The following is a 26,845-nucleotide window of genomic DNA, read 5'->3' on the forward strand; positions in this document are numbered from 1 at the left end:
CAACGATAGTGGCTGAGTGCTGCTCACCGCGTGGGAGTTCGCTGTGCGAGGAAACTCGCCAGCAAGGTCACAGGGACTTAGTTCTTGCCGAGGAAGGCTTCTGCGCTCTCATCAAGGCGACGCGTGAGTGCTTCGGCGAGCGCCGGATGCTCGGCCAGAGACGGATCGTCAGCCAAGACCGCCTGCGCAGCCTCCCGCGCTTCCGTAATGAGTTGCCCGTCATTGGCCACCCGCAACAGCTTCAAACTCGAACGCCCACCCGATTGCACACCGCCGAGCACATCACCTTCACGACGAAGCTCAAGGTCTTTGTTCGCCAACTCGAAACCATCAAGAGTGGATGCCACAGCCTCAACACGTTCGCGGGCAAGCGACTCCACCTCCGCTGCAGTCACAAACAGGCACAGGCCCGGCACGCCACCTCGGCCAACACGGCCGCGCAACTGGTGCAACTGGGATACCCCGAAGCGATCAGCGTCAAGCACGACCATCACAGAAGCGTTTGGCACGTCAACGCCAACCTCGATCACTGTCGTTGCGACAAGAACATCGACATCACCGGCAGCGAACGCCCGCATAAGGTCATCTTTTTCGTCGCTCGACAACTTGCCATGGAGTGCCTCGATGCGCTTACCTGCGAGCACCTCGTTGCTGCGTAGCGAAGCCAACACCTCAGTAACGTTGGCGATAGGTCGCGGCGGTCCGGCATCCGGATCATCAGCCGCTGCCGGCGCAGGGTCACTGCCGGGCTCTTGCGTCTTGGCATCGATAGCGGGGCACACGACGAAACCTTGCCTGCCAATAGCGAGTTCCTCGGCTAAACGCTGCCACACACGAGACACCCAACCGGGTTTTTCGGCCAGCGGAACCACATGACTGCTGATGGGTTGGCGACCAGCGGGCAATTCGGCGATCGACGAAATATCGAGGTCACCAAAGACTGTCATCGCGACCGTGCGAGGGATGGGTGTCGCCGTAAGAACGAGAACGTGTGGTGGCTTGGCCCCCTTCAGTCGCAGTGCTTCACGCTGATCAACACCAAATCTGTGCTGCTCGTCTACGACAACTAGGCCGAGGTCAACGAAGCTCACCGCATCGCCCAAGAGTGCGTGGGTGCCGATCACAATGCGTGAGGCGCCAGACACGCTCGCGAGAAGCGCCTTCTTGCGCTCGGCCGTGGAGAGCTGGCCTGTGATGAGAGTCGGGCGCAATTCTGCCGCAAGATCGGGGCCAAGAGTGCGCACGATGGATCGGAAATGCTGATGCGCCAACACCTCGGTTGGCGCAAGCAGGGCCGACTGCCCACCCGACTGGGCCACCGCCAGCATCGCTCGCAATGCCACGAGAGTCTTGCCAGAGCCCACTTCGCCCTGCACCAGACGATTCATCGGAACCGGCTCGGCCAGATCGTGAAAGATCTGCTCCCCCACCGTCTGCTGATCACCAGTCAGCACGAACGGAAGCGCCGCATCAAAACCGTCCACGAGCGACCCAGCCGTGCGCGCAATCGCCTCAGATTCACGCTGCCTCTGTCGTTGCTGCAACAGTGCAGACTGCAAAACGAACGCCTCCTGAAAACGCAGAGTGTCCCGAGCTGCTCGCCAATCCGAGTCAACCTTCGGGCGATGCACTTGCTCAAGCGCCTTCGCAAATGGAAGCAGCTCACGCTCGCGACGTACGGCATCCGGAACAGGATCGTCGAGAGGTCCAAGAGTGTCGAGCACGACCTCGACCGCTTTCTGAATCTGCCAACTCGCCACGGTTGACGTTGCCGGGTAAATCGGAATGGGTTGCTCAGCCCACGCCTTCGCCTGCTCAGGTTTCTTCAGCTCAAGCGCATCCCGATCAAAAAGTTCGTAATCAGGGTGAGCGAGCTGGCGCGTGCCCCGATATTGGCCGACTTTGCCAGCAAAAATTCCGCGGACGCCCGGTGACAGTTCATTCGCTCGCCAGGCCTGATTGAAAAACGTGAGAGTCAGGATGCCCGTGCCGTCGCTGATCGACACTTCAAGGATCGACCCGCGCTTGTTGCGCATCGGGCGATTGCGCACCTCGCGAACCTCAGCCACGATCGTGACGGCCTCATCGAGCGGCAACTGGGCCAGAGCAGTGAGCTCACCGCGCCGCGCATAACGCCGCGGATAGTGCGTCATGAGATCGCCGACAGTCACCAAACCGAGCCCGCGTTGCATCGAGGTTGCGGTGCGCCCGCCCAGCACGGCACTGAGCTTCTGATCGAGGGGCGAGGTCACTCTCACAGAGTACCGGTGGCCACCGGCGTTCCCTTGTCACCGGGCACTGAACTACGTGCGCGAGGGCTCTCGGCTAGGCTCGACACGCTATGACACGCATTATCGCCGGCTACGCTGGCTCCCTCACCATTGCCGTCCCCAGCGCGGGCACGCGCCCCACAAGTGATCGCCTTCGCGAAGCAATCTTCTCGGCCCTCGAAGCCCGCGACGCCATCGATGGCGCCCGAGTTCTCGACCTCTATGCCGGCACCGGCGCCCTCGGCCTCGAATCGGCATCACGCGGCGCACCCCATGTCACGCTCGTGGAGAAAAATCCTCGTGCCGCCGATGCCTGCCGCAAGAACGCGACCCTCATCGCCGCACAAGCTCCCCGCGGCTCAAAGCCGATCATTCTGACCGCCGCCCGCGCCGTGCACACATTCTTAGAGACATCCGGTGATCAATGGGATCTGGTGTTCATTGACCCACCGTACGAGCTGGGCAACGCCGAACTTCTCGTGGCTCTAGAGCTGCTGTCAGGCCAACTCAGCCCCGATGCTCTCGTCGTTGTGGAACGCAGTTCGCGCGACCCTGAGCCCGAATGGCCCGCCGGTCTCGAGCTCGACCGCCGCAAAGACTACGGCGACACAACGCTCTACTGGGTTCAGCCCGAAGCGCCATCCCAGCCAGCATAAGGATCCCAGCCACCACGCTCGGTGTAGGCCACCCCATCGACGAGAAGGCCCTCCCCCTCGACAACGCGGCCGATCGCACGGAACCCCGCCGGCAATTCGACCGCCTGCGGAAATGTCGCGAGCAGCGAGTGATCTTCGCCACCGTCAAGCTGCGCCCGGCCACCCACCGACTCGGATGACAGATCGAGAGCAACACCGCTCGCGGTAGCAATACGGCGGGCATCAATCGCGAGCCCATCGCTCAGGTCGAGCATGGCTGTGGCTCCCCCGAGCGATGCTGCTTTGCCATCCGCGATGGGAGGCGATGGCCGGAGTTGGGCGGCGATGGCCTCGGGATACTGCGTCGCGAGTGAAGCAGCGGCGGCAGCATCCGGTTCGCCCTCAACTACTCCTTCGGTGAAGAGCAGACGAAGCCCTTCGGCGGCGAGGCCGAGCGTTCCAGAAACCGCGATGACGTCACCGAGTTGTGCACCGGACCGCAGCACGGGCGCACGCTCCTCTAGGTCACCGAAAGCCGTAATGACAATGGTGAGCACCGGTGAGACCGAGAGGTCGCCGCCGATCACTCCGCTGCCGGGCGCTAGCGCTTCGCAACCCTCACGGAGCCCGTCGGCGATCGCTTCGAGCGAGGCGACCGGGGTGTCGTTGGGGGCGGCAATCGCAACCACGAGGCCAGTGGGCACAGCGCCCATCGCTGCGATGTCTGAGAGGTTCGTGGCAGCAGCTTTCCAGCCAAGATCGTAGGGAGTCGACCACGCGAGTCGAAAATCGGGGCCGTGAATCATCATGTCTGTCGTGATCACCACACGCCTGTCTGGCGTTGCCAGCACTGCGGAGTCGTCGCCGGGCCCGATTAGTTCGGCGGCAGCGGAGGGTAGCCGCGGAAAGATGCGCTTAAGGGCATCCAGTTCCCCGACCTGGCCGAGTGTGTCACGGTGGTCGCCCTCGCGGTCTTTCGTCATATTCTCACGGTAGCCTGAAGGCGATGAGATCGACGACCCGCACCCCCGTTTTGGCCATGCTCGCTGTGGTCCCGCTTGTTGCTCTGCTTACCGGATGCGCGTCGATTGTTGCTCTCGAGCCAGCGGATGATGCGGCGAACCCTACCTGCGCCGAAGTTATTGTGCGCTTGCCTGACACTGTTGCGGGTCTGGATATTCGTGAGACTAACGCGCAGGGAACTGGAGCTTGGGGAGAACCAGCCAATGTTCTCTTGCGTTGCGGAGTAGCCGTGCCCGATCCGACGGCATCGTTGGCGTGCGTCACTGCTCCCGACAATGGCGTCGACTGGCTGCGTGACGATAGCGATGCACCGAACTATGTCTTCACGACGTATGGCCGCGATCCTGCCGTGCAAGTGATCATTGATAGCGACGGTGACCCTGATGTCGAGGGCGACGAGGTGTCTGGGTTCGATGCACTCGTTGAGCTTGCTGGCGCGGTAAGCCAGATCGTTCCCGATCGTTTCTGCGTTGCGCTGTCAGAGACGACAGGTTAGCGCACGGTTTCGAGCCCCAACTCGATGAGTTCATCGATGAGTTCCGGATAGCTCATCCCGCTGGCAGCCCAACACTTGGGGAACATCGAGATCGGCGTGAAGCCCGGCAGGGTATTGATTTCGTTAACCACGAACTCGGTGCCGTCAAAGAAGAAATCGACCCGGGCGAGCCCTGCTCCCCCGATCGCTTCGAAAGCGCGAGCAGCGGTGCGTTGCATCTGCCACAGTTCTCCATCATGGAGCGGCGCCGGGCAAATGAGTTCGGCCGCCGAAACGTCGAGATATTTGGCCTCAAAGTCATAAAAGTCGCGCCCGGTGACAACAATTTCCCCGGCAACGCTCACACGGGTATCCGTGCCGTCGCGCCCCGAGAGCACACCACACTCAATCTCACGGCCGGTCATCGCTTGTTCAACGAGAGCAGTCGAATCTTCGGCAAAAGCGATCTCAAATGCTGCGTCGAGCTCGGCCCGAGCGTTAACTTTGGTGACGCCGACCGATGATCCTGCGCGAGCGGGCTTGACGAAGACAGGGAACCCGAGAGTCGAGGCACGCTCACGCCAGGCAGAAGGATCGCGTTGCCACTGCACCGCAGATACCGTCACCCACGGAGCAACGGCAACACCGGCAGCTTCGAGCGCGAGTTTCGTGAAGTGTTTGTTCATCCCCATCGCCGAGGCGAGGACACCGTTGCCGACGTAGGGCAGACCGGTCAACTCGATGAGGCCCTGAATTGTGCCGTCTTCACCAAAGGGGCCGTGCAGAATCGGGAACACTACATCAACGTCGCCGAGACTGCGGGTAGAGCCATCGGCTTCCGTAATCGTCAGCTCGCTCGAGAGCGACGAATCCGGCCAGTGCACCCGAGTGCCATTGTCGGCAACTTCAGGCATCGCCTCGGGGTTCAGCGCAAACCCCTCAGCGTCGTCAGGCTGCAATGTGAAAGCGCCGTCACGCGTGATCCCCACCGGAATCACCGTGAACTTCGCACGATCAATCGCCGAAAGTACGCCCCCTGCTGTGGCACAGCTGATGCTGTGTTCCGAAGAACGACCACCAAAGAGGAGAACTACAGTCACCATGGACTTGGCCGTCGTTGTGGGCGCGTCCGTCATCGTTTACTCCCCCTGAGGAAGGTCGTCAGTTGTCAAATGCGGAGCAATATCCCGCGGAGCGAGCGTACCGGCCAAAACCTCAGCAACCTGGCTCACGATCGGCATGTCGACGCCCTTCGACAGCGCCAGTTCAAGAATGGGGGCAACAGACGAGAGACCTTCAGCGGTCTGATTCATCTGCTTGATGACTTCAGAGAAGCTGTAGCCCTGACCGAGCAAGCGCCCTGCCGTGTTGTTGCGTGAGAGCGACGATTCACACGTGGCGATGAGGTCTCCGAGACCGGCAAGGCCCGCAAGGGTTTCTGCTCGAGCACCGAAGGCGACCGAGAAATCAGTCATCTCGGCAAGTCCACGGGTGATGATCGACGCCTTTGTGTTTTCGCCGTAGCCGACTCCATCGACGATTCCGATCGCAACAGCGATCAGGTTCTTGAGGACTCCGCCAAATTCGGTGCCGATGACATCCGTGTTGACAAACGACCGGAAATAGCGATTGCGTGCGGTTACCGCAACGGTGGTCGCGGTCTCAAGACTCGCACTGCTCATCACTGCCGCTGTTGGCTGCTCTTTGGCGATCTCTAGAGCAAGGTTGGGGCCGGATGCCACGGCAACCCGGTTGGGGTCGACACCCAGTTCTTGCAAAATCACTTCACTCATGCGCGCGCCAGTGCCCTTTTCGACACCCTTCATGAGCGAGACGATGAGGGCATCCTCGGGAATCAGCTCGCGAACGATCCGCAGATTCTCGCGCAAAGACTGGCTAGGCACAGACAGGTAAACCTGCTCTGCGCCTTCGAGAACTTCGTGCAGCTTGTCGCTCGCCCAAAGTGACCGCGGCAAATTGATGCCCGGCAGGTAGTCACTGTTGCGCTTAGATTGCGAGATTTCGCGGGCAAGCTCAGGGCGGCGAGCCCACAGCGCTACGTCGTTGCCGCCGTCGGCAAGAATTTTTGAGAACGTCGTGCCCCAAGAACCAGCGCCAAGAACTGCTACACGGCGGGCGGGGGCATGATCGGGTCCCGCGTTAACGTTGCTCAAAACGACCAACCTCACTCTGGCCATGGTCGGCCGGGTTGTAGCGCATCTTCGGGGCAGTTTCGCCCCGAAGCTCTTCGAGAAGGGCCGTAATTGCGGTCATGAGTTTCTCCGTTGCTTCAGCAAGCGTGCGCGCATCTAAATGCTTGCCCTTAAACTCTGACAGGTCTACTGGCTCGCCAAAACGAATGTGAACAGTCTTACGGGGAAAAACGCTGATCCGTTTGGAGTATCGCGGCAAAATTTCTTGCGCGCCCCAGCTTGCAGCGGGGATCAGAGGAATACCCGCTTCGAGCGCCGTTCGCACCGCTCCCGCTTTTCCACGCATCGGCCACATATTGGGTTCGCGTGTGAGCGAGCCCTCCGGGTACACCACTACGGCGAGTCCCTGGTCGGCGATGTGGCGGGCGGCTTTGAGCGGGTCGCCGCCTTCGCGACTGCGGGAGGCACGCTCGACAGGAACTTGACCCGATTTCTTCATCAACCACCCGAGAACGGGAACCGTGAACAGCGACGCCTTGGCCATGTAGCGCGGCATCCGACCAATCTTCCACATGGCAACACCAATCACGATGGGATCGATATTGCTGTAGTGATTGGGCGACATCACGAACGCGCCGTGAGCGGGAACGTTGTGCACGTCATGCAGTGTGTACTTCGCCAAGAAGGTCATGGCGGGGAGCAGCAGGAATGCGAGCAGACGAAATGCAGCTGTCTTCTCAGATTTCACGCGTGCTCCCGCCTTTGGGCTTGACGACACTGCTGGTTATCCCTCGTAGATGAAGTCGGCACCCAAAGATTCAAGCTTGTCAACGAAGTGCTCGTAGCCACGAGCAATGATGCCAATGTTGCTGACAGTTGACTGCCCCTCGGCGGTCAGTGCGGCAATGAGGTGGCTGAAGCCGCCGCGAAGGTCAGGAATCTCAACATCGGCACCGTGCAAAGGCGTTGGTCCGATGATGACGGCGGCCTGTTCGAGTGGGCGACGGGGAACACGACGGCTGATTGATTCCAGCCCCTCTTCGTGCACCACAATGTTGGCGCCCATTTCGATCAGCGCTGAGGTGAATCCGAGACGGTTCTCGTAGACGGTCTCGTGCACAACAGAGCGACCTTCCGCCTGCGTGAGAGCAACGATTAGGGGCTGCTGCCAGTCGGTCATGAAGCCGGGGTGCACATCGGTTTCGATAACGACCGGCTTGAGCGGCCCGCCTGGATGCCAGAACCGGATGCCGTCTTCGGCAATATCGAACGCACCGCCCACTTTGCGGAAGATGTTCAAGAAATTCATGAGCTCTTGCTGCTTAGCGCCCTCAACGAAAATGTCACCACCGGTTGCAAGAGCAGCGGATGCCCAGCTTGCGGCTTCGTTGCGGTCGAACAGTGCGCGGTGGTTGTAGCCGCTGAGCTTCTCGACGCCCTCAATGAAGATGACGCGGTTGGGCTCAACGTTGATGATGGCGCCCATTTTTTGCAGGATAGCGATGAGATCCATGATCTCGGGCTCGATCGCCGCGCCCTTGAGCTCGGTGACTCCCTTAGCCAGTACAGCCGTGAGCAGTACTTGTTCGGTCGCTCCGACGCTGGGGTACGGCAGTTCGATGTCCGCACCGTGAAGACCTTCAGGAGCTGTCAGGCGAATGCCTTCGTAGCTCTTGTCGACGATCGCGCCGAACGCTCGCAGAGCATCCAAGTGGAAGTCGATGGGGCGGTCACCGATGCGGCAACCACCGAGGTCGGGAATGAGAGCTTCGCCGAGGCGGTGCAGGAGTGGACCGCAGAACAGGATCGGGATGCGGCTCGAACCTGCGAGCGCGTCAATCTTGGCAAAGTGGGCCTTGAGCACGTTTTTAGGGTCGAGGGTCAGCTCGCCATCGCCCGTTTCTGTAACGGTAACGCCATACGCTTCGAGCATTCCGGTGACGACGCGAACGTCACTGATGGCGGGAACATCCCTAAGCACACTGGGGGTGTCGGCGAGAAGAGCCGCGACCATTGCTTTGGTAGCGAGGTTCTTAGCACCACGCACGTTGATGCGTCCCCGAAGGGGCTTTCCGCCGTTGATAATGATCTGGTTGGAAAGCAAGCCGGTTCGCTTGGCTGCCGCTGTGGCATCTTGAGCCAATGGATTCATCGTTACCTCTACTTCGCTGGCAAAGTTTTAGGTCGCCATGATTCTCGGCGGCTTTCGAACTCCGTGATGTCTGTTTCGTTTCTCAAAGTCAGGCCGATGTCATCGAGCCCTTCGAGCAAACGCCACCTAGTGTAATCATCTATCTCGAAAGTGAACTGCGCAGCACCTGCAGTTACCGTGCGAGCTTCGAGATCGACTGTCACCTCGAGCCCGGGATCTGCTTCGATGAGAGCCCAGATTGTCTCGATTTCGTCTTCTGTTAGCTGGGCTGCGAGCAGACCCTGCTTTCCAGAATTGCCACGAAAAATATCGCCAAAACGGGAACTGAGAACTGCCTGAAAACCGTAATCGCGAAGCGCCCACACAGCGTGCTCGCGGCTAGAGCCCGTGCCGAAGTCGGAACCGGTAACCAAGATTTTGCCCTGATTGTATGGCTCACGATTGAGAATGAAGTCGGGGTCTTGGCGCCATGCAAAGAAGAGCGCATCATCGAATCCGGTCTTGGTTACTCGTTTGAGAAACTCGGCGGGGATGATCTGGTCGGTGTCGACATTGCTGCGCTTGAGCGGAACGGCGATTCCGCTGACGGTGGTGACCTTGTCCATTAGCGTGACTCCTCAGCGGTCGTTGCGGCGAGCGCCATCTGCTCTGGCAGGGGGCTGTTGTCGAGATCCCAGGGGCTAGAGAGGGTTCCGCGGATGGCGGTGGCTGCGGCAACGAGTGGAGACACCAGGTGGGTGCGCCCTCCTTTGCCTTGGCGGCCTTCGAAGTTGCGGTTGCTTGTTGAGGCGCACCGCTCGCCAGGCGCCAGCTGGTCTGGGTTCATTCCGAGACACATCGAGCAGCCTGCGAAGCGCCACTCTGCGCCGAACTCTTCGACGATCTTGTCGATGCCTTCGGCTTCGGCTTCGATGCGCACGCGCGCGGAGCCTGGCACGACCATGACGCGAATGTGATCCGCTTTCTTGCGCCCCTGAATGATGGACGCGAATGCGCGCAAATCTTCGATACGACTATTGGTGCACGAGCCCATGAAGACAGCATCCACGCGGATGTCTTTCATTGGCATGCCTGCCTCAAGCGCCATGTATTCGATCGCGCGTTCTGCGGAAGCGCGTTCGTTGACGTCGGCAATTTCGGCGGGCACGGGAACGTTGTCGCTGAGCGAGACGCCCTGGCCGGGGTTGGTTCCCCAAGTGACGAACGGCTCTAGCGTGTTGGCATCGAGGAAGACTTCGGCGTCGAAGACGGCGTCATCGTCGGTGGCGAGCGTGTTCCAGTACTCAACAGCGGCATCCCAGTCGGCACCCTCTGGTGCGTGCGGGCGACCCTGAAGATAGTCGTAGGTGATCTGGTCTGGGGCGATCATTCCGGCGCGGGCGCCAGCTTCGATCGACATGTTGCAGATTGTCATGCGCCCCTCCATAGAGAGGGCACGGATGGCGCTTCCGCGGAATTCGAGAACGTAACCTTGGCCTCCGCCGGTTCCGATCTGCGCGATGACGGCAAGGATGATGTCTTTTGCGGTGACGCCGGGGCGCAGTTCGCCTTCAACGGTGATGGCCATTGTCTTGAATGCTTTAAGAGGAAGGGTCTGGGTGGCGAGCACGTGCTCGACTTCACTCGTACCGATGCCGAAGGCCATGGCACCGAAGGCGCCGTGCGTGCTGGTGTGCGAGTCGCCACAGACCACGGTGATGCCGGGCATCGTGAGGCCAAGCTGCGGGCCAACGACGTGAACGATTCCCTGCTCGATGTCGCCGAGTGAATGCAGCCGCACACCGAACTCCTTCGCGTTCTTGCGCAGGGTTTCAATCTGGGTACGACTGGTGAGGTCAGCGATCGGCTTGTGGATCGCGAGAGTCGGAGTGTTGTGGTCTTCGGTGGCAATGGTCAGGTCGGGTCGACGAACGGGGCGCCCGGCCATCCGAAGTCCATCGAATGCTTGAGGGCTCGTGACTTCGTGCACAAGGTGAAGGTCGATGTAAATGAGGTCGGGAGTGCCATCGGCACCCTTGACGACCAGATGGTCATCCCACACTTTTTCTGCCAGGGTCTTGCCCATAGCGCACCTCTTTCGAATCGACGATCGTGCCGCAAAATGCGCGGCTCAATCTCTCTAGTCTACTTCTGTCTGCGTCGGCAGTATGCTGGCCACAGCGCACCACCCTCGCGCTACCACCACTTGCCATTTTGTTGTTTTGCCCACAAGGCCCACTCGCAGGAGAAGTTCATGATTACGCAAGCGTCAACGACGTTAGAAGCCCCCGTATCCGCTATCGAAAATGCGGAGTTCTCGCACGAGAATGTCCTCGTCTCTACGGGCAAACGTTCCGGCCTCGTTATTAGCGTCGCCGTCCACTCCACCGTCCTCGGGCAAGCCCTGGGTGGAGCACGAATGTGGAACTACCCGCACTGGACGGATGCCGTAGCCGACTCCCTGCGCCTCTCGGCCGCGATGACTCTCAAGAACTCTGCCGCCGGGCTCAACCGCGGAGGCGGCAAGTCGGTCATCCACGTTCCGATGGGCATTGTTCTTACTCCCGCGCAGAAGCGTGACGCAATGCTTGACCTCGGCGATGCCATCGAAAGCCTCAATGGTGCTTACATGACGGCGGAAGATGTTGGTACGAGCGCCGAGCTCATGTCCATCGTCGCCGAACGCACCGAACACGTGTGCGGCCTTCCCGCCGATCAGGGTGGAGCAGGGGAACCGGCAGATGCCACTGCAGCCGGCGTTCACGCCAGCATTCTTGCCACCTGCGAGGCCCTCTTCGGCACTCGCGACCTTGCCGGACGTCACCTCGTAATTTCGGGTCTCGGCCAGGTAGGCGGACGTCTCGCTCGCTCACTGACCGCTGCCGGTGCTGTGCTGACGGTCACCGACGTCAACCTCGACCGCAAGCTACTCGCTGCCGAACTCGACGCCAACTGGGTCGATGCGGATGAAGCCCACAGTGTTGTCGCAGACATTTACGTTCCCTGTGGAATGGGTGGCGCTCTGAGCCCCCGCGTTATCCGCGAACTCAACGTCAGCGGTGTCGTCGGAGCCGCCAACAACCAACTCGCCCAGCATGATGGCGCTGAGGCACTTGCCGAGCGCGGCATTCTCTGGGCACCAGACTTCGTCGTTAACGGCGGTGGTGTGATTTACCTCGATATGGCATCAGAACCGGATGCCGATGCTGACGAAATCGCCAAGCGCGTCGAGGCTATCGGTGAGACCGTTGCCACGATCTTCCGCGATGCAGCCGACCAGGGAATCACAACCTTGGACGCCGCAGAACGACTCGCGCAGTCACGACTAGCCACTACCGTCTAGGCAGAGAGTGCGCGTCTGGCTGGAGCCGGGCGCGCACCACAACGAGTTTGCCGCTCGTTAGTCGTTGTCGACGCTGACGAGTTCCCGCTTCTTGTCATGGTTCATCTTTACCAGGCTCGCGATGACCGCAATCGCCATCGCGACCAGGATGACGATGAGCGAAGTCCATGTGCCAATTTCTGGCGCCCACAGTGCTGGCTCTCCCCCGTTGATGAACGGGAGTTCGTTCACGTGCAGTGCGTGGAGGAACAGTTTCACGCCGATGAAGCCGAGCACGAAGGCAATGCCGTAGTGCAGGTATACGAGTTTGTCGATGAGGTCGCCGAGCAAGAAGTACAGCTGACGTAGCCCCATGAGCGCGAAGATGTTGGCGGTGAACACGATGAAGGGATCTGTCGTGATTCCGAAGATCGCGGGAATCGAGTCGATCGCGAACACGAGGTCGGTGATACCGAGGGCGACAAACACGACGAGGATCGGGGTGAAGACCTTCTTGCCGTCGATCACGGTGCGCACTTTTCCGCCATCGAATACCGGTGAAATGTTGATGTGCTTCCGCAAGAAACGGATGATTCCGCTCTCAGTTTGTTCCATGTCATCGTGATCTTCGAACACTTGGCGAATGGCCGTGTAAAGCAGGAACGCACCGAAGATGTAGAAGATGAAGCTGAAGTTTTCGATCAGTTGCGCGCCCAGCAGGATGAAGATGCCACGCAAGACGAGGGCGATCAGGATGCCGACCATCAGTACCTCTTGTTGGTACTTTCGCGGCACCGAGAAGCGCCCCATGATGATCACAAACACGAACAGGTTGTCGATCGAGAGACTGTATTCGGTGACCCAACCGGCAATGAACTGCCCGGCCTGCTCGACATCGCCGAGGAGGAACATCATGAGGGCGAAGATAAGCGCGAGGCTCACATAGAAGCCAACCCAGAGCGCAGATTCGCGAGTGCTCGGAATGTGCGGACGCTTGTAGGCCATGACGAGGTCGGCTGCGAGGATAATCAGCAGCACCGTCAGGGAAGTTGCTTCGAACCAGATAGGCAGAGTGGTCAAGATTTTCCATTCGGGGGTTTCGAGGTGCCGCAAGTCTCGAAAGTCTCTCCCGCATCCAGCTGAATGGTGGATGCCGTTGCCCCGGAGCCACTACTGAGTGGTTCGTATTGACGAGTACAACGAGGTGGGATACTCCCCTTCGCGTTCACAATGATAGCTGACCGACACTTCTGCGCTGCCTGCGAATTCACAGGTTGCGCAGAGGACTTTCGCGTCGAGCCGAAACAATCGCGGTGGACGCCTGCTGTACAGTCTTCCCATGCTGACGATTGCCTCTCCGCCGCCGTCGCGCGCAGATGCACTGCCACCGTGGTGGACGGATCGTGCTCTTGCACTGCCTGCCGCCTCTGGGCTTTTGCTCGTGGCGGCATTTACCGTGCAGCTATGGGGAGTAACCGGCTGGCCAACAACGCTGCTTTATAGTCTCGGCTTGATTGCCGGTGCAATCACTTTCGTGCCGGGCGCTCTCCGCCGCTTGGTGCGCGGGTCCCTTGGTGTTGGCTTGCTCATGACGATTGCGGCCGTGGGAGCCGTCGCACTCGACCACGTTGCCGAAGCAGCCGCACTCGCCTTCCTCTTCTCGATCGCCGAGGCCCTCGAAGATCGTGCAATGGACCGTGCTCGCCACGGACTGCGAGCGCTCCTGTCTCTTGTGCCAGAGACTGCAATCGTGGAACGCGAGGGGAGCATTTCGCAGATTGCAGTAGCCGACATCCTCATCGACGACATCCTCATCGTGCGTGCTGGCGAGCGGGTAGCCACCGACGGAATTGTCACAAGCGGGCGCAGCAGTGTCGACACCTCGGCAATAACCGGAGAATCGATGCCCAACGCAGTCGATGCTCACAGCGTCGTGCTCGCGGGGTCCATCAATGGAATCGGCACTCTGCGCATCCGGGCAACCGCTGAAGGCACCGACAACTCCCTCACTACGATCGTGCGACTTGTCGAAGAAGCAAATAACCGCAAGGGTGAGCGTGCTCGCCTCGCCGACAGAATTGCCCGGCCGCTTGTGCCCCTAGTTTTGGGAGTCGCCGCCGCGATCGTCGGCTACGGTTTCCTTGTTGGCGAACCCGCACTATGGACGGAACGCGCCTTAGTGGTGCTCGTTGCCGCCTCTCCGTGTGCTCTCGCAATCGCTGTACCCGTCACCGTGATCTCAGCAATCGGCGCAGCAAGCAAGCTCGGGATAATCGTCAAGTCTGGTGCAGCCTTCGAACGGATGGGCAGCATCCGCACCGTTGCTTTCGACAAGACCGGAACGTTAACGCAAAACCGTCCAACCGTTGTCGTCGTGGAAACCATTGCCGGAGTGACAAGCACCGAAGTGCTCAGCATCGCGGCTGCACTAGAGAGTCACAGCACACACCCACTCGCGAATGCAGTGCTCGCAGAACGACCCGAGTATTCCGAGGCGACCGATGTGCGCGAAGACGCCGGGCGAGGAATCTCGGGAACACTCAACGGCGTGCCCGTGCGAGCCGGAAGCGTGCGCTTCCTCGATGTCGCAGGACTCTCCCCCGTCGCGCAGCGCCTCGCGAATGAAGGCATGACTGTGATAGCCGTGGAACGAGACGGTCAAGCAATTGGGCTCATGGGTGTGCGCGACGAACTTCGGCCAGAGGCTGCCGAAGCAGTCGAGCAACTTGCGCAGGCGGGCATCCGCACCCTCATGCTCACGGGAGATAACGCTCGCACCGCCGAGACACTCGCTCGCCAGGCAGGAATCACCGATATTCGCGCCGAGTTGCTGCCGGCAGAAAAGTCGAACGCCATCGCAGCGCTCGCCACAGAATCACCAACCGCGATGATTGGCGACGGCATCAATGATGCGCCAGCACTCGCCACCGCCGATGTCGGCATTGCGATGGGAGTGGCAGGCTCAGCGGCTGCCATTGAATCTGCCGATGTGGCCTTCACCGGCAACGACCTGCGCCTCATTCCCGTTGCTTTGGCTCATGCCCGCCGTGGACGACGAATCATGACCGGCAACATCGCACTCTCACTAGCGATCATTGTTGTGCTGTTTCCGCTTGCCCTCACCGGAACGCTTGGTCTCGCAGGAGTCGTTCTGGTGCACGAGCTTGCCGAGCTCATCGTTATCGTCAACGGAATCCGCGCGGCGCGACTCTCGCCAAGCTTTGCGGAGGTTCCGCTCAGTGTCGACAAACCACGCGCACGCATCGACATCCGGCCTTAGGTATACCAGCTAGGCTCCGGCACCTCATTGAGTAGCACGTACTGACCGACCTCGCGCTTCTTATAGGGCGCTGGGTCGTGCAAGCTGTGGGTTCGCAAGTTGCGCCAATAAATATCCAAGCCGACCGAATTAGCGGATGCTCGCGCGCCCGCCAGCTCAAATACCTTCGTCGCCGTCTCAAGTCCGTCTTCGCTGATTCGGAGTTTGCCCGCAGCGATGCGTACAGCGATGTCTCCGCGACGTCGTGCGGTGAGATCCGCGCGAGGCGCATGCAAAACCGCGCTGATTTCGCTCCCGACAGCGTCAAGAAGCGCCTCATCCGCCCACAGCTTTGATTGCAATTGGCCGTAGCCCTCAAGGATGTACCACTCCTCTGACGCGTGCGCTTTGTTGTCTCCGCCATAAGGCCAGGCGCGACTCTTCGTACGTGTATACGCCGAAGCGTTCTCGATTGCCCCCTGGGCGATACCGAGATAGAAATTTGCGAAGACCAGTTGGATGGCGGGAACGTTGAGGGTGCCGTAAGTGAGCGGCTGGAACTCTTTGTTAACGAAACCCAAAGCCGAAGCCCAACTCGTGCGCACGCCGTTGATCTGCACTGAACCTGACTCGGTAAGGCGCTGGCCGAGATTGTCCCAATCACCATTGAACACGATAGCTGACTGATCGGTCGGAACGATCGCGAACACGTGGGTGTTGGTGCCTTCGAGGATGCCCTCAAGCACCGTGAGATCCGAAACGACACCGCCGGTGGAGAATGACTTATTACCGGTGAAGACGATGTCGTCTCCGGCCTCCGTGACCGTCAAATCGGAGTCGCGGGGATTGACGGCACCACCAAAGAGGAAGTTCTTTTCGGTGTACAGCTGCTCGATGTCAGCGATCTGCTCATCCGTGGCGACAAGACGTGCTGCCCACGCCCACAGGTAGTGGTAACCAAGAAGCTGGCCTATTGAACCATCGCCCCGAGCTATCGTGCGGATGATCTTGTAGGTCGTCTCCCATGACTGCCCTCCGCCGCCATGCGCGATCGGCCCGAGCACGGTCACAAGTCCCGAGTCCTTGAGTAGTTTCACTTCTGCGTGCGGTGGCTGGTTAGCGGCGTCGCGATCACTAGCGTCGGCGGCGAGGATGTCAGACACCTCAACTGCGCGTTGCAGCCAGCTCTCTGGCGTGGTCGGTCGGGGTATGGATGCCCAACGATTGCCGATCGCGTGGCTGGTGATGGTGCTGTCTGACATGGTCGCTCTCCTCAGTTGTAGACCCCCTTTTCTGGGTGGTGTTGGCTACATCCTGTGCCTGATTTCAGTGACCGTCGAGTTTGTGTCGACTTCATGTCGTTGCGCTACCGCTTGTTACGCATCGTGTGCTTTCGTGACTAGTCTCGATCGCTGTTTTTGGCGCGAACCCGCTGCCACAGCGACCGCACCCGACGTCGGTCCCTACTCCAGAACGCTCGCGCTCGCGCTCGAGCTCGGGCTGCCGCGTGCCGTTCGGCGTCTCGCGACTTGCAGGCAAAGGACAGACTGCGGAGCCACTTCCCGGCTACCCTTGAGCGGAACTCACTGTCAAATCTCAGTCGGAGACTCCATGAAAAAGGCCCTTGTTCCTACCCTGGTTGCGCTTGGTGTGCTCGTCGCTCTCGCCGTAGGCGTGTTTATCTACGTTTCCGTGAACGCGGCAGACACCAGCCCCACCAATGACGCGAGCGGCGGCACTGCGCAATCACCAAGCTCTGCGGCAGCAAGCGACTCACACTATCTGGACACAGCGGATTCGGATGCGGTGACCGTAGTCGAATTTCTCGATTTCGAGTGCAGCGCCTGTGGCCAGTTTTATCCCTACGTCGAGGCAATGCGCGAGTACTACGACGGCAAGATCAACTATGTTGTGCGCTATTTTCCCCTGCCGAATCATCCGCACTCGATGGAAGCGGCCATTGCCGCTGAGGCGGCAGCACAGCAGGGTGAATTCGAAGCGATGTATCAGCAGCTTTTCGAAACCCAGGCGGAGTGGGGCTTTGCCGATGGTTCGCAAGCGAGCGTATTTCGTGACTATGCCGCCGAGCTCGGGCTTGACCTCGCTGCTTACGACGCAGCCGTTGACGATCCAGCGACTCAAGCTCGCGTAGAAGCAGACTTTGAGGACGGGCAGGCGCTTGGCGTCAACAGCACTCCATCGTTTTTCGTGAACGATGAGCTCGTCAATACCCAACGCGTTGAGGATCTGCCCGAGGCGATCAACGAGGCGCTCAAGACAGCGCAGTAGGGCGCGCTAAGGGTGGGCAGAAGGCCGTGCAGGCGGCCGTCGGCGCACAGAGTTGCCACCGACGACCGCCTTCGCGAGCTCGCGAAGCTCGACCGTTTAACGACGAAAGTCCCGGCCCTGTTCAAACGAACATGACCGGAACTTTGCTACTGTGACCCCAGCGGGATTCGAACCCGCGTTACCGCCGTGAGAGGGCGGCGTACTAGGCCTCTGTACGATGGGGCCGTCACAACAACTAGAAAAGTATGCCACAAATTTGGGGCAATATTTTCCACCACTGCCAATTCCGAACCACAGGACCATTCTTGACTACTATCACGCGCGCCACCACTGCCACCATCGTTGCGACCGCAGTGCTCGCCGCCCTCGCGGGGTGCTCGCTGCTTTATCCCGAACTTGCGCGCGACGATAACGGTCAGGTTCTTGAGCCCGCCATTATCGGCTCCACCGATTTGCTCGTCGGAGACTGCTTCAGCTTCGTTGACGGCAGCAATCTCAGCGAAGCTGAAGTTGCTCCATGCACCAACGCTCACACCCACATCGTGATCGGCAAGGGCGAGCTAGCGAAAGCAGAAATCAGTGAAGCTGGTGGCCTGCAGAACGCTGTGTCGTCATCCTGTGCCGAGACATTTAGCGAATTCAAAGAGACCGTCGCTGACGGCGTTCGCCCCGATCAAGAGTTCATCGTCTCAGAACGTACGACAGAAGACGACGTACTGATGACCGACTACGCCTGCATCGCGACCGATGCAGCCGTGCCTGCAGCGTAACTACCAGCGGCCGAAACCTCGGCGGATTATTCCCGCTGGTCGAGGATGCGAAGCACGCCAGGAACCATAGTGATGTCGATCGGTAGCGCAGCAAACCGCTCACCATCGGCATAGGCCGTGACATCCTCAGACTCAATGCGGATGCGTTTTCCGCGATAAACCGTCACCCGAGGATCGCTGAGATGTGTGCCCGAAAACACGCGCGGGAACACGCGCAAGAAAGCCAACCGCGAAAGGGCCTCGACGACAAGAACGTCAGCGAGACCGTCATCCACGAGCGCGTCCGGCGTCACTTTCATGCCGCCACCCAGCGAAACGTTATTGCCGACACTAATGAGCGCACCCGTGGTCTCGATCACCATGTCATCGATCGTGAGTTTGTAGGTGATGGCGCGCAATCGCAACAACTCGATGACGAGAGCGACCGTATAGCGGCTCGCACCCTTGGGCCACGACATTAGGTTGGCGCGTTCGTTGACAATGGCGTCAAATCCGGCAGACAGCACACACGCAAACCACCGTGTTGCCGGAGTGCCCGTGGCTTCATCAACATAGGCAACGCTGCCAGCATCGATCGCACGCGACGGCCGACCGAGGCCGCGCACGATGCTCGCGATAGCGGCATCTGTGTTTGCAAAGGGGATGCCCAAACCTCTGGCCATATCGTTGCCGGTTCCCGACGGGATGATTCCCAACGGAACCTTCGTCTTCGCCACCAAATTGGTGCCGAGATTGACCATGCCATCGCCGCCAACAACCAGAAGAGCATCCGGCTTCTTAGCGACAGCTTTGCGGCCGCGCTTCAGTAGCAACGCAAAGTTCGGCTCCTCAAGAGCGGTGACCTCATGACCGAGGGCACGCAGCGCCTCAACAGCCTGGGGGCCAACATGTCTGCCTTTACCAAAAGACGCTGTCGGATTGATCGCGACAATAAGACGCAGGGGTTTGATCGACTCCACCTGATCAGTATGTCGCACTGATTCACATCGGATGCACCACTGACATCACCGGTCTAGGCTCATGACATGAATGTCACCAAGTATGAGCACGCGTGCCTCGTTCTTGAGCACGAAAACCAACGACTCGTCATCGACCCCGGTGGGTTCACGGAACCACTACCGGAACTCGACAACGTGACCGCGATCATGATCACCCACCAGCACCCCGACCACTGGACGAGTGAGCAACTTGCGCGCATTCGGGAAAACAATCCCGACGTGCGCATCTTCGGCCCTGCCGGTGTCGCGGCCGCTGCCAGCGACTGGAATGTAACGACAGTTGTCGACGGCGCGACCGAAAGGATTGGTGTCTGGACACTCGAATTTTTCGGCGGCGAACACGCTGTCATCCACGAATCAATCCCGGTGATCGACAACCTGGGTGTGCTAGTGAATGGTGAGTTTTGGTATGGCGGAGATTCATTTACCGTGCCACCCAAGCCTGTTGTCAGCGCCGCAATCCCCGCTGGTGCACCGTGGTTGAAGATCAGTGAGGTCATGGATTACGTGGCTGAGTTGGCACCGAAGCGCGCATTTCAGACGCACGACGCCGTGCTGTCTGACAAAGGACTCTCGCTGTCGGCCGCCCGAATAACGGATGTCATGGCAGGCTACGGCGGCGATTTCACTGTGCTGCAGCCCGGCGAATCGCTTGCGCTCTAGGTAACTTTCGCGGCTCGTGGGTGACCGTTCGGTTCGCCCCAGAGACGATTCCGCAAATCTTCTGAGCATCCTCCCAGCTTTTTGCAGTTGTGCATTTTTGCAGTCCCTGCAATTATTGCTGAGTGCCTGATACTCCTCCCCTCGGTCTTCGCGACCGCAAGCGACTCGAAACGCGACTGCGAATTGAGACCGCTGCGGTCGAGATCGTCACGACTGAAGGGCTTGATGGCGCCACGGTCGACATGATCAGCGACCGCGCCGGCATCTCGCCGCGCACCTTCTTCAACTATTTCGAGAGTAAAGAGGATGCCATCCTCGGCATCCAAGACATGGGCGAAGTTCAGCGCGCGATCGACGCCGGAGTAGCCGGCGCAGAAACCGACGACTTGGTTGCTGCCATCGTCTCCACCATGTTCCACATCTTTGGCCCTATGGCCGCCCGAACTCAGCTCAAAACTCAGCGGATGGCTCTTGTTCAAGAACACCCGCGTTTGTTGAGCCGACAGATTCACCAATTCACGCAACTGAACAGCACAATGGCTGTCGCCGTTGTCGAATTCCTCACCAAGCGAGAAGCGACGCTTCCCCGCGACCCCGAACAGGTCGCTGAAATTGCCGTAGCCACTTGCGTCGCATCCGTTCGAATCGCAATAAAGGAATGGATCGCTGATGGCGCTACCGCCGACATCGACTCCATGTACCTTCGCGCGGTCGGACTTACACGAGAAACACTGAACACATTTCAATGACAACTACCAATGAACCCGAAGTCATGACTACGAGTGATCCGGCAACAAAGCGCAGCATCTTGCTCTTGTTCGCGGGCCTCATGGTCACCATGCTGCTTTCGGCACTCGACCAGACCATTTTCAGCACCGCTCTGCCCACCATCGTCGGCGAGCTCGACGGCGTCAACCACATGCTGTGGGTCACGACCGCTTACATTTTGGCATCCACAATCATGATGCCGGTCTACGGAAAGCTCGGCGACCTCGTCGGTCGCAAGGGCCTCTTTATCGGGGCAATCTCGATCTTCATGATGGGTTCCGTCGTTGGTGGCCTTGCTCCCGATATGACGTGGCTGATTATCGGTCGCGCCGTTCAGGGGCTCGGTGGCGGTGGCCTCATGATTCTTTCGCAGGCGATCATCGCCGATGTGGTTCCTGCTCGCGAACGCGGCCGCTACATGGGCGCGATCGGTGGCGTCTTTGCTCTAGCGAGCGTTGCCGGTCCGCTGCTCGGCGGCTGGTTCACTGAGTCCATCGGATGGCGTTGGGCATTCTGGATGAATATCCCGCTTGGTGCACTCGCAATTTTCGCTGCTGTGACCCTGTTGAAGCTTCCGAAGACCTCGAAGCGCAAGCCGACGATCGATGTTGCCGGCATGATCCTGCTCGCTCTCACCTCTACCGCGATCGTTCTCGTCACCACGTGGGGCGGAACGCAGTATGACTGGGATTCGCTCATCATCATCGGTCTGATTGCGCTCGCCGTCGTTGCCGGATTCTCCTTCGTCATGGTGGAGCGCGCTGCGGCTGAGCCGATCATGCCTTTGCACATGTTCAAGGAACGCAACTTTGTTCTGACCACGGCATCCGGCCTCATCACGGGTATCGCCATGTTTGGTGCCCTCGCCTACATGCCCACCTACCTCCAGATGGTGACGGGCGTGAATGCTACCCAGGCCGGATTGTTGATGATCCCGATGATGGGTGCTCTGCTCGTGAGTTCGGTGACGGCTGGTCAACTGGTGAGCCGGACGGGTCGCTACAAGTGGTTGCCGTTGACGGGGTCAATAATTGTGGCGATCGGTTTGGCACTGCTCTCGACGATGACCCCTGATCTGCCTATTTGGATTCTCTGCTCTTACCTTGCGGTGATGGGGCTGGGGCTAGGTATGAGCATGCAAATTCTGGTGCTCATTGTGCAGAACACTTTCCCGAACTCCCAAGTGGGTACCGCGACGGCATCGAACAACTACTTCCGTCAGATTGGTGCTTCTATTGGTACCGCAGTTGTGGGCAGTCTCTTCGTTGCTCGCCTCACGGAACTTTTGGGCACTCGCCTTCCGGCCGCTGCCGCTGGGGCCACTGGCGACACCAACTCGTTAACCCCTGCCGCAGTGCGCGACCTGCCGGATGCGGTGCGCGAGATCATCGTGGGTTCGTACAACGACTCGCTGACCCCGGTGTTCCTCTACATGGTGCCGCTCGTGCTTCTCTCGGCTGTGCTGCTGGCCTTCGTGAAAGAGGTTCCGCTGGCGACCACCATCAAGCGTGACGAACCAACCGACACCCTCATTGTGGCCGGCGAAAGTGATGCAGAATCCCACGCCGAATCGGATGTGGACTCGGATGCCGAATCTCACGAACTGACGACAGTGAGTGATCAGTCCGGCGCGATTTCCATAATTCGCAGCCAGCCTTAACTGTTGGTGGCGGTGACCACAAGGTCACCGCCACCGGTTGAGGGGCCCGTCTGGACCCAACACGAGTTCTCTTTTCGAGCTCCCCCAGCTTCTCGATAATGAAGCCCCGAATGGAAGTGATTCAGAAGCGTCTGACGACCCCGCAGGAGATTCTAGATGCCCCAGAACACCCCAGTGGCCTCACCCCCACCAAGTCGGCTCGCTACGTTAATCGGGTCACGTCACTGGTGACTCGCTCGCTGGCCGATATCGATTATTTTTGCGCGAACCTCTTGGTTGGAGTGAGGGCACCACGGTGGTGTGGGCGGGGATGCGCGGCACGTCGACGCTTCAGGACACGATCCGAACGGGGCACGAATACAGTGGTTTAAGTGGCGCTGAGGGTAGATGATGTCCTCATGACGCAGCAATCCGTTCGACCAGATAGGACGCTCATCGCGATCCTTTCCATCATTGCCGCCATTGTGGTAATTGCTCTCGTGGTGGTGTTCACCCGGGGCGGGGCCGCGGAGGTCGACCCCACAACGCCGGAGGGGGTTGTGCAGTCGTATTCGCTGGCAGTTGTTGATAGCGACTATGCGGCGGCGCGCGATTTTTTGTCGACCGAGCTGCGTGAGAATTGCGACAAAGCTGACCTGAACACGATTCAGGGGCTGCGGATGACCGTCATTTCGTCAATCATCAACGATGACAATGCCGTAGTGCGAGTATCGATGGAGCGCGGCAGCGGTGAATTCGGTGGATCAGGCTACGTTTCTGAGGAAGTTTTCGCCCTCGTTCTCGAGGACAGATCATGGAGGATTGAGTCTGCTCCCTGGGATCTGACCCTCTGCTACAACCAAGGGATAAGCGAATGACCTCAATGAGCGCGACTCCGGCGGTCGGGGGCGTGCAAACGGTGCGCCGCGTTATCACGTACCTGTTGCTCGCGACGACGGTGATTATTGCCGCGAGTGGTGTCAGCGGGCTCCTCGATCGCTTGTTCTCGGCGAGCCGTGTCGAGGTCAGTTTCGATAATTACGGTCTGGCGACATCGTTGGCTTCTGCTCTGATCGCTGGGCCCCTAGCTGCTCTGTTGTGGTGGTTGACGTGGCGGGATGCGGCAATGGCCCGCGACCGAGCATCCGTTGTCTGGCCTGTTTACCTCATGCTGATGTCGACGGTGGCTTTGCTGGTGTCGACAATTTCACTCTTTACGTGGGCTGCAGAAGCCATTGTCAATGGTTGGCAACCGTATGGGCTCGCGGCGGGCATTGTGTGGGCGCTGGTGTGGCTGTGGCATTACTGGATGTGGCGCCACCCCAGCAAGGCTCCGACCCGGTTGCCAGGCGCGGCACCCGCAATCGCTTCTCTTATTGGCCTCACGTACGCTGCCGGTGGTGTGGTGTGGGCTCTCGGTCAACTCATTGATTCTGCGGTGGATGCGGTACTCGGCTCGGTAGTGATTAGCGATCCGGTGTGGCAGCTGGTCTTGCAGGGGCTGGTGTGGGCTGTTGGTGGTGCGCTGTTGTGGTGGTGGCATTGGTTCCGTGTAGGTGTGAGGGAACAATCGCACGGTTTTTCGAATGTGCTACTGGTCTTTATTGCGGGAATCGCCTCGATTGCGCTGTTTGCGGCGGGCATCATGGTCACGCTCACCGCCATTCTTGAGCTGATAACGGCGTCGCCGCAGCCGATCGCTGTCACGCTTGAGCCTCTAGGGATCGCGATTGCCAATGCGGTCGTCGGCGCGCTCGTGCTGGTTTATCACGCCCGTGTTGTCTCGGGACGTTCGGCCGGGGTGCGTTCGGCTACGCGGCTCGCGAGTGCCGGTGTTTCGCTCGCGTATGCGGCGTCAGGTATTGGCGTGATGGTAAACGCATTGCTCGCTACGTCGAGTAGTTCACTTATTGAGGGCAACATCCGCAGTCTGCTGCTGGGCGGCCTCAGTGCTCTGATCGTGGGTGGCGTGCTGTGGTGGATGTTGTGGAAGCCGCTGCAGGCGTCACTCCCTGAGCGTGTTGCCACCCCTGGCCGACGCATCTATCTCGTCATCATTTTTGGTGTCAGCGCGTTGGTGGCGCTCATCACGTTGCTCGTGATCGGCTTTCAACTGTTCTCGTTCTTGCTCGATAGTGGCAGTGGCGAAAGCTTCGTTGAGCGTTCACGTCAGGCTCTCGGGTTGCTCACGGCCACGCTCCTGGTTGCCGGCTATCATTTTGCGGTTTGGCGAAACGATCGCCACTCTGATGTTGCCGAGGAACACGTTCAGCGCATCGGTCGTGTAACGCTCGTCGCTTCTGGCGATAGTTCCAAAATTGTGGATGCCGTTCGTGCCTCCACGGGAGCTCGGGTCACGGTGCTTCAGCGTGCAGATTCAGTGCTGCGGGAGCCGGATGTCGCGGCAATCGTTGCCGCACTCGACGGCGTTGAGGCAGCTCATGTGCTCGTCGTGGCTGGTGTGAAGGGCAAAGTTGCGGTCATTCCGCTCGAGGGCTGAGCTCGCTCCAGCTTCTGTTTGACGGGTTCCAGAGAGAGTCTTCGATTTCCCCGCGGAGAACTGGATCGAGGAACCTGTTCATCAGTTCCATGGCGGTAACGATAGTGGTGGATTCAGCACACGCGGGGGTCGCGCGCGCCATTCGCGAATACGCGGGGCCCCACGATTGAGGAACGACTAGCGCAACTATTTCGGGTAGCTTTCTGCGCGCGCTTTCTCTCCAAACAGCGCGCAGTAGCGAGTCTGAGTAGATTTCCTGGGTGGTCGCGAACACCACAAGGTCGATGAGGTCTTTCTCACGCGTGGATGCCCCTGTTGTGTAGGTCGCTAATGTTGCACAAATTTTGTCCGCGATTTGATCGACGACGGGGTACAGCCGATACGGTGCACTCCTCAAGCGTGGCAGGTCAAGCGCGCCTGCAGGGTGTTGAACCGTGATCTCGTCCGTGAGCCCGGCTCCGGTGGCGAGGTCAATTTTTATGTGGTCTCTCTGTTGAGCTCCAAGATAGACGGCGAATGTGACGCGCATCCCTTCGGTGTATGCCTGTTGATCACCCGCGAGAATCAGTTCGTGGGAACTGTAGACGAACTGAAAGTGGTCGCCGAGGTCGACTTCAGCAAGTCGGCGCACTTCAACCAATGACTGTTCGAGCGAGTATCCAGAGCGACATAGGTCTATGTCGAGCGTTGACCGTGCATCAGGTACGCGTGCGAGCATCCCGGTGCCGCCTTTGAGTATCCAGTCGGAGGTGGGTGCAGCGAAGACGCGGCTGAGGAACCGACGAAAATCTTCCTGCCGCAACCGTTCTTGCACGCTCACTGTTGAGTCGGCGGCGTGTGCCTTCGTCGCCGCGTCTTTGAGGGCTTGCGCAACTCCACTGCTCGATGAGTATGGCTCGCTCACCGGTGAGGCCGTTCACCGACATCGTCGAACCCGCGGCTGTGGGATGCGATGCTCACTAGCTTCGCCATTTCGCCGAGCGGGGGCAGAGCTCTATCCGCTTGCATGGCAATTGGTCTTGTTGCGAACGCTGCGGTGATTGCGTCCGCAATTCCTGGAATGGCGACGAGTTGCTTTGCTAGCGACACGGTATCAACTCCTGCGGCTGTGAGTATGTGCTCGAGAAACGCTTCTGCGTCACCGTCATTAAACCCATTTCTTGCAGCGAGGGGCTCGAGCAGCACGAGAAGTCGCCGTCGATCTAGCGAAGTTTTCCGCGTCGCATCACTTACTACCGCCCCGAGGAGGCTCAGGTCGGTTCGCGCTTCCACAAGGCCGGCGATTGTGCGCTCGATAGTTGTGACGGGAAGGCCCGCAACGATGGTGATGTCTTTGCGGTCTAGCGCGCGCTGCCGATAGCGGATCTCACGGCGTTGGGTTTGTCGCCTTGTGGGCACAGTGAATTCGTGGCGACGAGCCCGAATGTCGCCAATCCCATGAAGGGAGGCTGCTGATTCCCCTGAAATAACGACCCCTTTTTCCGCATCGCGAAGTCGTTCCTCAGCCAGACGAGTTGGGTCAGTGCTGAGCCACGCAGCCTTGAGTTCTTCGCTCACATCGTTTGGTGCAGCGGTATCCCGGTAAACCCCTTGAGTAAGTCGTTCAAGTGCTCCCCGTTCTTCGGAACGCGCAAGAGTCAGTCGAGACACTCCCGCCCGCGCCGCTTGCGCGGTGGTCACCATTCCCCACTGACTCGCCGTAATCGCGGCGAGAGCATGTTCAACTTCTCGCATGTCCATACTTGAAATGTATCCTCCATAGTGAAACAAATCAAGCTTTCTTGCAGAAGAGTTCAGAAGCCGGCTGCTAGCTGACTATTCAGCGCACTCCCAGTACGGTCAGCCCAATCACGCTCTCGTACGTTGGGGGCGGTGGCGCGGTGCACGAGCTCAGGCCGATCGTTAGGGCAACTGCGGAAAGCCCGAGACCTGCTGCTCGTGCCCCCTTCA

Annotated in this window: 24 protein-coding genes and 1 tRNA gene; 11 read left to right on the forward strand and 14 right to left on the reverse strand. The window is 59.5% G+C overall.

The features are described from left to right. Window positions 1–77: 77 nt before the first annotated feature. Window positions 78–2,192, reverse strand: a complete 2,115-nt coding sequence (locus AC1ENN_RS10000) for an ATP-dependent DNA helicase RecG (RefSeq protein ID WP_480406941.1) — start codon at window positions 2,190–2,192, stop codon at window positions 78–80. A gap of 149 nt (window positions 2,193–2,341) precedes the next feature. Between AC1ENN_RS10000 and rsmD the strand changes: the two genes are divergently transcribed. Then, window positions 2,342–2,926: a 16S rRNA (guanine(966)-N(2))-methyltransferase RsmD gene (gene rsmD, locus AC1ENN_RS10005; protein ID WP_480405982.1), complete on the forward strand. Its 585-nt coding sequence runs from the start codon at window positions 2,342–2,344 to the stop codon at window positions 2,924–2,926. Here the strand turns inward: rsmD and thiL are convergent. After that, complete coding sequence (thiL, locus tag AC1ENN_RS10010; RefSeq protein WP_480405983.1) at window positions 2,896–3,888, reverse strand: thiamine-phosphate kinase; 993 nt, start codon at window positions 3,886–3,888, stop codon at window positions 2,896–2,898. The two genes, rsmD and thiL, sit on opposite strands and share 31 nt — an antisense overlap. Before the next feature lie 23 nt (window positions 3,889–3,911). Here thiL and AC1ENN_RS10015 point away from each other — a divergent pair, with 23 nt between their 5' ends. Further along, on the forward strand, window positions 3,912–4,424 hold the full coding sequence (locus AC1ENN_RS10015) for a DUF3515 family protein (RefSeq protein ID WP_449647128.1): 513 nt from the start codon (window positions 3,912–3,914) through the stop codon (window positions 4,422–4,424). Here the strand turns inward: AC1ENN_RS10015 and AC1ENN_RS10020 are convergent. The 6 genes from AC1ENN_RS10020 to leuC are packed head-to-tail and all read right to left on the reverse strand — an operon-like array spanning window position 4,421 to window position 10,773. After that, window positions 4,421–5,539: a D-alanine--D-alanine ligase family protein gene (locus AC1ENN_RS10020; protein ID WP_480405984.1), complete on the reverse strand. Its 1,119-nt coding sequence runs from the start codon at window positions 5,537–5,539 to the stop codon at window positions 4,421–4,423. The genes AC1ENN_RS10015 and AC1ENN_RS10020 overlap by 4 nt on opposite strands. A gap of 3 nt (window positions 5,540–5,542) precedes the next feature. Beyond that, a complete protein-coding gene (locus tag AC1ENN_RS10025) occupies window positions 5,543–6,577 on the reverse strand; it encodes an NAD(P)H-dependent glycerol-3-phosphate dehydrogenase (protein ID WP_449647130.1) in 1,035 nt (344 codons plus the stop codon). Then, on the reverse strand, window positions 6,564–7,304 hold the full coding sequence (locus tag AC1ENN_RS10030; RefSeq protein WP_480405985.1) for a lysophospholipid acyltransferase family protein: 741 nt from the start codon (window positions 7,302–7,304) through the stop codon (window positions 6,564–6,566). Before AC1ENN_RS10030 ends, AC1ENN_RS10025 begins: the two co-directional genes overlap by 14 nt. A gap of 36 nt (window positions 7,305–7,340) precedes the next feature. Next, window positions 7,341–8,708, reverse strand: a complete 1,368-nt coding sequence (gene murA / locus AC1ENN_RS10035) for a UDP-N-acetylglucosamine 1-carboxyvinyltransferase (RefSeq protein ID WP_449647132.1) — start codon at window positions 8,706–8,708, stop codon at window positions 7,341–7,343. An 8-nt stretch (window positions 8,709–8,716) separates the two neighbouring features. Next, complete coding sequence (leuD, locus tag AC1ENN_RS10040) at window positions 8,717–9,313, reverse strand: 3-isopropylmalate dehydratase small subunit (RefSeq protein ID WP_449647133.1); 597 nt, start codon at window positions 9,311–9,313, stop codon at window positions 8,717–8,719. Next, entirely contained in the window at window positions 9,313–10,773 is a 1,461-nt protein-coding gene (gene leuC / locus AC1ENN_RS10045) for a 3-isopropylmalate dehydratase large subunit (protein ID WP_480405986.1), read from the reverse strand. Before leuC ends, leuD begins: the two co-directional genes overlap by 1 nt. 168 nt (window positions 10,774–10,941) lie before the next feature. Here leuC and AC1ENN_RS10050 point away from each other — a divergent pair, with 168 nt between their 5' ends. After that, the gene (locus AC1ENN_RS10050) at window positions 10,942–12,030 is read left to right on the forward strand and encodes a Glu/Leu/Phe/Val dehydrogenase family protein (RefSeq protein WP_449647135.1); all 1,089 of its coding nucleotides are present in this window, start codon (window positions 10,942–10,944) and stop codon (window positions 12,028–12,030) included. 57 nt (window positions 12,031–12,087) lie between these two features. Here AC1ENN_RS10050 and AC1ENN_RS10055 read toward each other — a convergent pair whose 3' ends face one another. Then, entirely contained in the window at window positions 12,088–13,092 is a 1,005-nt protein-coding gene (locus AC1ENN_RS10055; protein ID WP_480406942.1) for a TerC family protein, read from the reverse strand. A 256-nt stretch (window positions 13,093–13,348) separates the two neighbouring features. Here AC1ENN_RS10055 and AC1ENN_RS10060 point away from each other — a divergent pair, with 256 nt between their 5' ends. Beyond that, window positions 13,349–15,289 (forward strand): heavy metal translocating P-type ATPase, encoded by a 1,941-nt coding sequence (locus tag AC1ENN_RS10060; RefSeq protein WP_480405987.1) that lies wholly within the window; start codon window positions 13,349–13,351, stop codon window positions 15,287–15,289. On the opposite strand, the gene AC1ENN_RS10065 is transcribed toward AC1ENN_RS10060, so the two are convergent. Next, entirely contained in the window at window positions 15,286–16,530 is a 1,245-nt protein-coding gene (locus AC1ENN_RS10065) for an acyl-CoA dehydrogenase family protein (RefSeq protein ID WP_480405988.1), read from the reverse strand. The two genes, AC1ENN_RS10060 and AC1ENN_RS10065, sit on opposite strands and share 4 nt — an antisense overlap. Before the next feature lie 349 nt (window positions 16,531–16,879). Between AC1ENN_RS10065 and AC1ENN_RS10070 the strand changes: the two genes are divergently transcribed. After that, a complete protein-coding gene (locus AC1ENN_RS10070; protein ID WP_480405989.1) occupies window positions 16,880–17,557 on the forward strand; it encodes a DsbA family protein in 678 nt (225 codons plus the stop codon). A gap of 152 nt (window positions 17,558–17,709) precedes the next feature. On the opposite strand, the gene AC1ENN_RS10075 is transcribed toward AC1ENN_RS10070, so the two are convergent. Then, window positions 17,710–17,782: transfer RNA gene (locus AC1ENN_RS10075), tRNA-Glu, on the reverse strand. Window positions 17,783–17,862: 80 nt separating this feature from the next. On the opposite strand from AC1ENN_RS10075, the gene AC1ENN_RS10080 reads away from it, so the two are divergent. After that, entirely contained in the window at window positions 17,863–18,327 is a 465-nt protein-coding gene (locus AC1ENN_RS10080; RefSeq protein ID WP_449647139.1) for a hypothetical protein, read from the forward strand. A 26-nt stretch (window positions 18,328–18,353) separates the two neighbouring features. On the opposite strand, the gene AC1ENN_RS10085 is transcribed toward AC1ENN_RS10080, so the two are convergent. After that, on the reverse strand, window positions 18,354–19,304 hold the full coding sequence (locus AC1ENN_RS10085) for a diacylglycerol kinase family protein (protein ID WP_480405990.1): 951 nt from the start codon (window positions 19,302–19,304) through the stop codon (window positions 18,354–18,356). A gap of 48 nt (window positions 19,305–19,352) precedes the next feature. Here AC1ENN_RS10085 and AC1ENN_RS10090 point away from each other — a divergent pair, with 48 nt between their 5' ends. From AC1ENN_RS10090 to AC1ENN_RS10110, 5 genes are all read left to right on the forward strand, one after another. Then, on the forward strand, window positions 19,353–19,988 hold the full coding sequence (locus AC1ENN_RS10090) for an MBL fold metallo-hydrolase (RefSeq protein ID WP_480391092.1): 636 nt from the start codon (window positions 19,353–19,355) through the stop codon (window positions 19,986–19,988). Between the two features lie 122 nt (window positions 19,989–20,110). Beyond that, window positions 20,111–20,737 (forward strand): TetR/AcrR family transcriptional regulator, encoded by a 627-nt coding sequence (locus AC1ENN_RS10095; RefSeq protein WP_480405991.1) that lies wholly within the window; start codon window positions 20,111–20,113, stop codon window positions 20,735–20,737. Window positions 20,738–20,760: 23 nt separating this feature from the next. Beyond that, window positions 20,761–22,416: an MDR family MFS transporter gene (locus AC1ENN_RS10100; protein ID WP_480405992.1), complete on the forward strand. Its 1,656-nt coding sequence runs from the start codon at window positions 20,761–20,763 to the stop codon at window positions 22,414–22,416. 398 nt (window positions 22,417–22,814) lie between these two features. Further along, window positions 22,815–23,273 (forward strand): LpqB family beta-propeller domain-containing protein, encoded by a 459-nt coding sequence (locus tag AC1ENN_RS10105; RefSeq protein WP_449647145.1) that lies wholly within the window; start codon window positions 22,815–22,817, stop codon window positions 23,271–23,273. Further along, window positions 23,270–24,895, forward strand: a complete 1,626-nt coding sequence (locus AC1ENN_RS10110) for a DUF5671 domain-containing protein (RefSeq protein WP_480405993.1) — start codon at window positions 23,270–23,272, stop codon at window positions 24,893–24,895. The genes AC1ENN_RS10105 and AC1ENN_RS10110 overlap by 4 nt, the downstream gene beginning before the upstream one ends. Here the strand turns inward: AC1ENN_RS10110 and AC1ENN_RS10115 are convergent. Beyond that, window positions 24,876–25,799 (reverse strand): nucleotidyl transferase AbiEii/AbiGii toxin family protein, encoded by a 924-nt coding sequence (locus AC1ENN_RS10115; RefSeq protein WP_480405994.1) that lies wholly within the window; start codon window positions 25,797–25,799, stop codon window positions 24,876–24,878. The two genes, AC1ENN_RS10110 and AC1ENN_RS10115, sit on opposite strands and share 20 nt — an antisense overlap. Continuing rightward, the gene (locus AC1ENN_RS10120; RefSeq protein WP_480405995.1) at window positions 25,796–26,635 is read right to left on the reverse strand and encodes a type IV toxin-antitoxin system AbiEi family antitoxin domain-containing protein; all 840 of its coding nucleotides are present in this window, start codon (window positions 26,633–26,635) and stop codon (window positions 25,796–25,798) included. The genes AC1ENN_RS10115 and AC1ENN_RS10120 overlap by 4 nt, the downstream gene beginning before the upstream one ends. Between the last annotated feature and the right edge of the window lie 210 nt (window positions 26,636–26,845).

The sequence above is a fragment of the Rhodoglobus sp. G.S.23 genome (genome assembly GCF_056675935.1).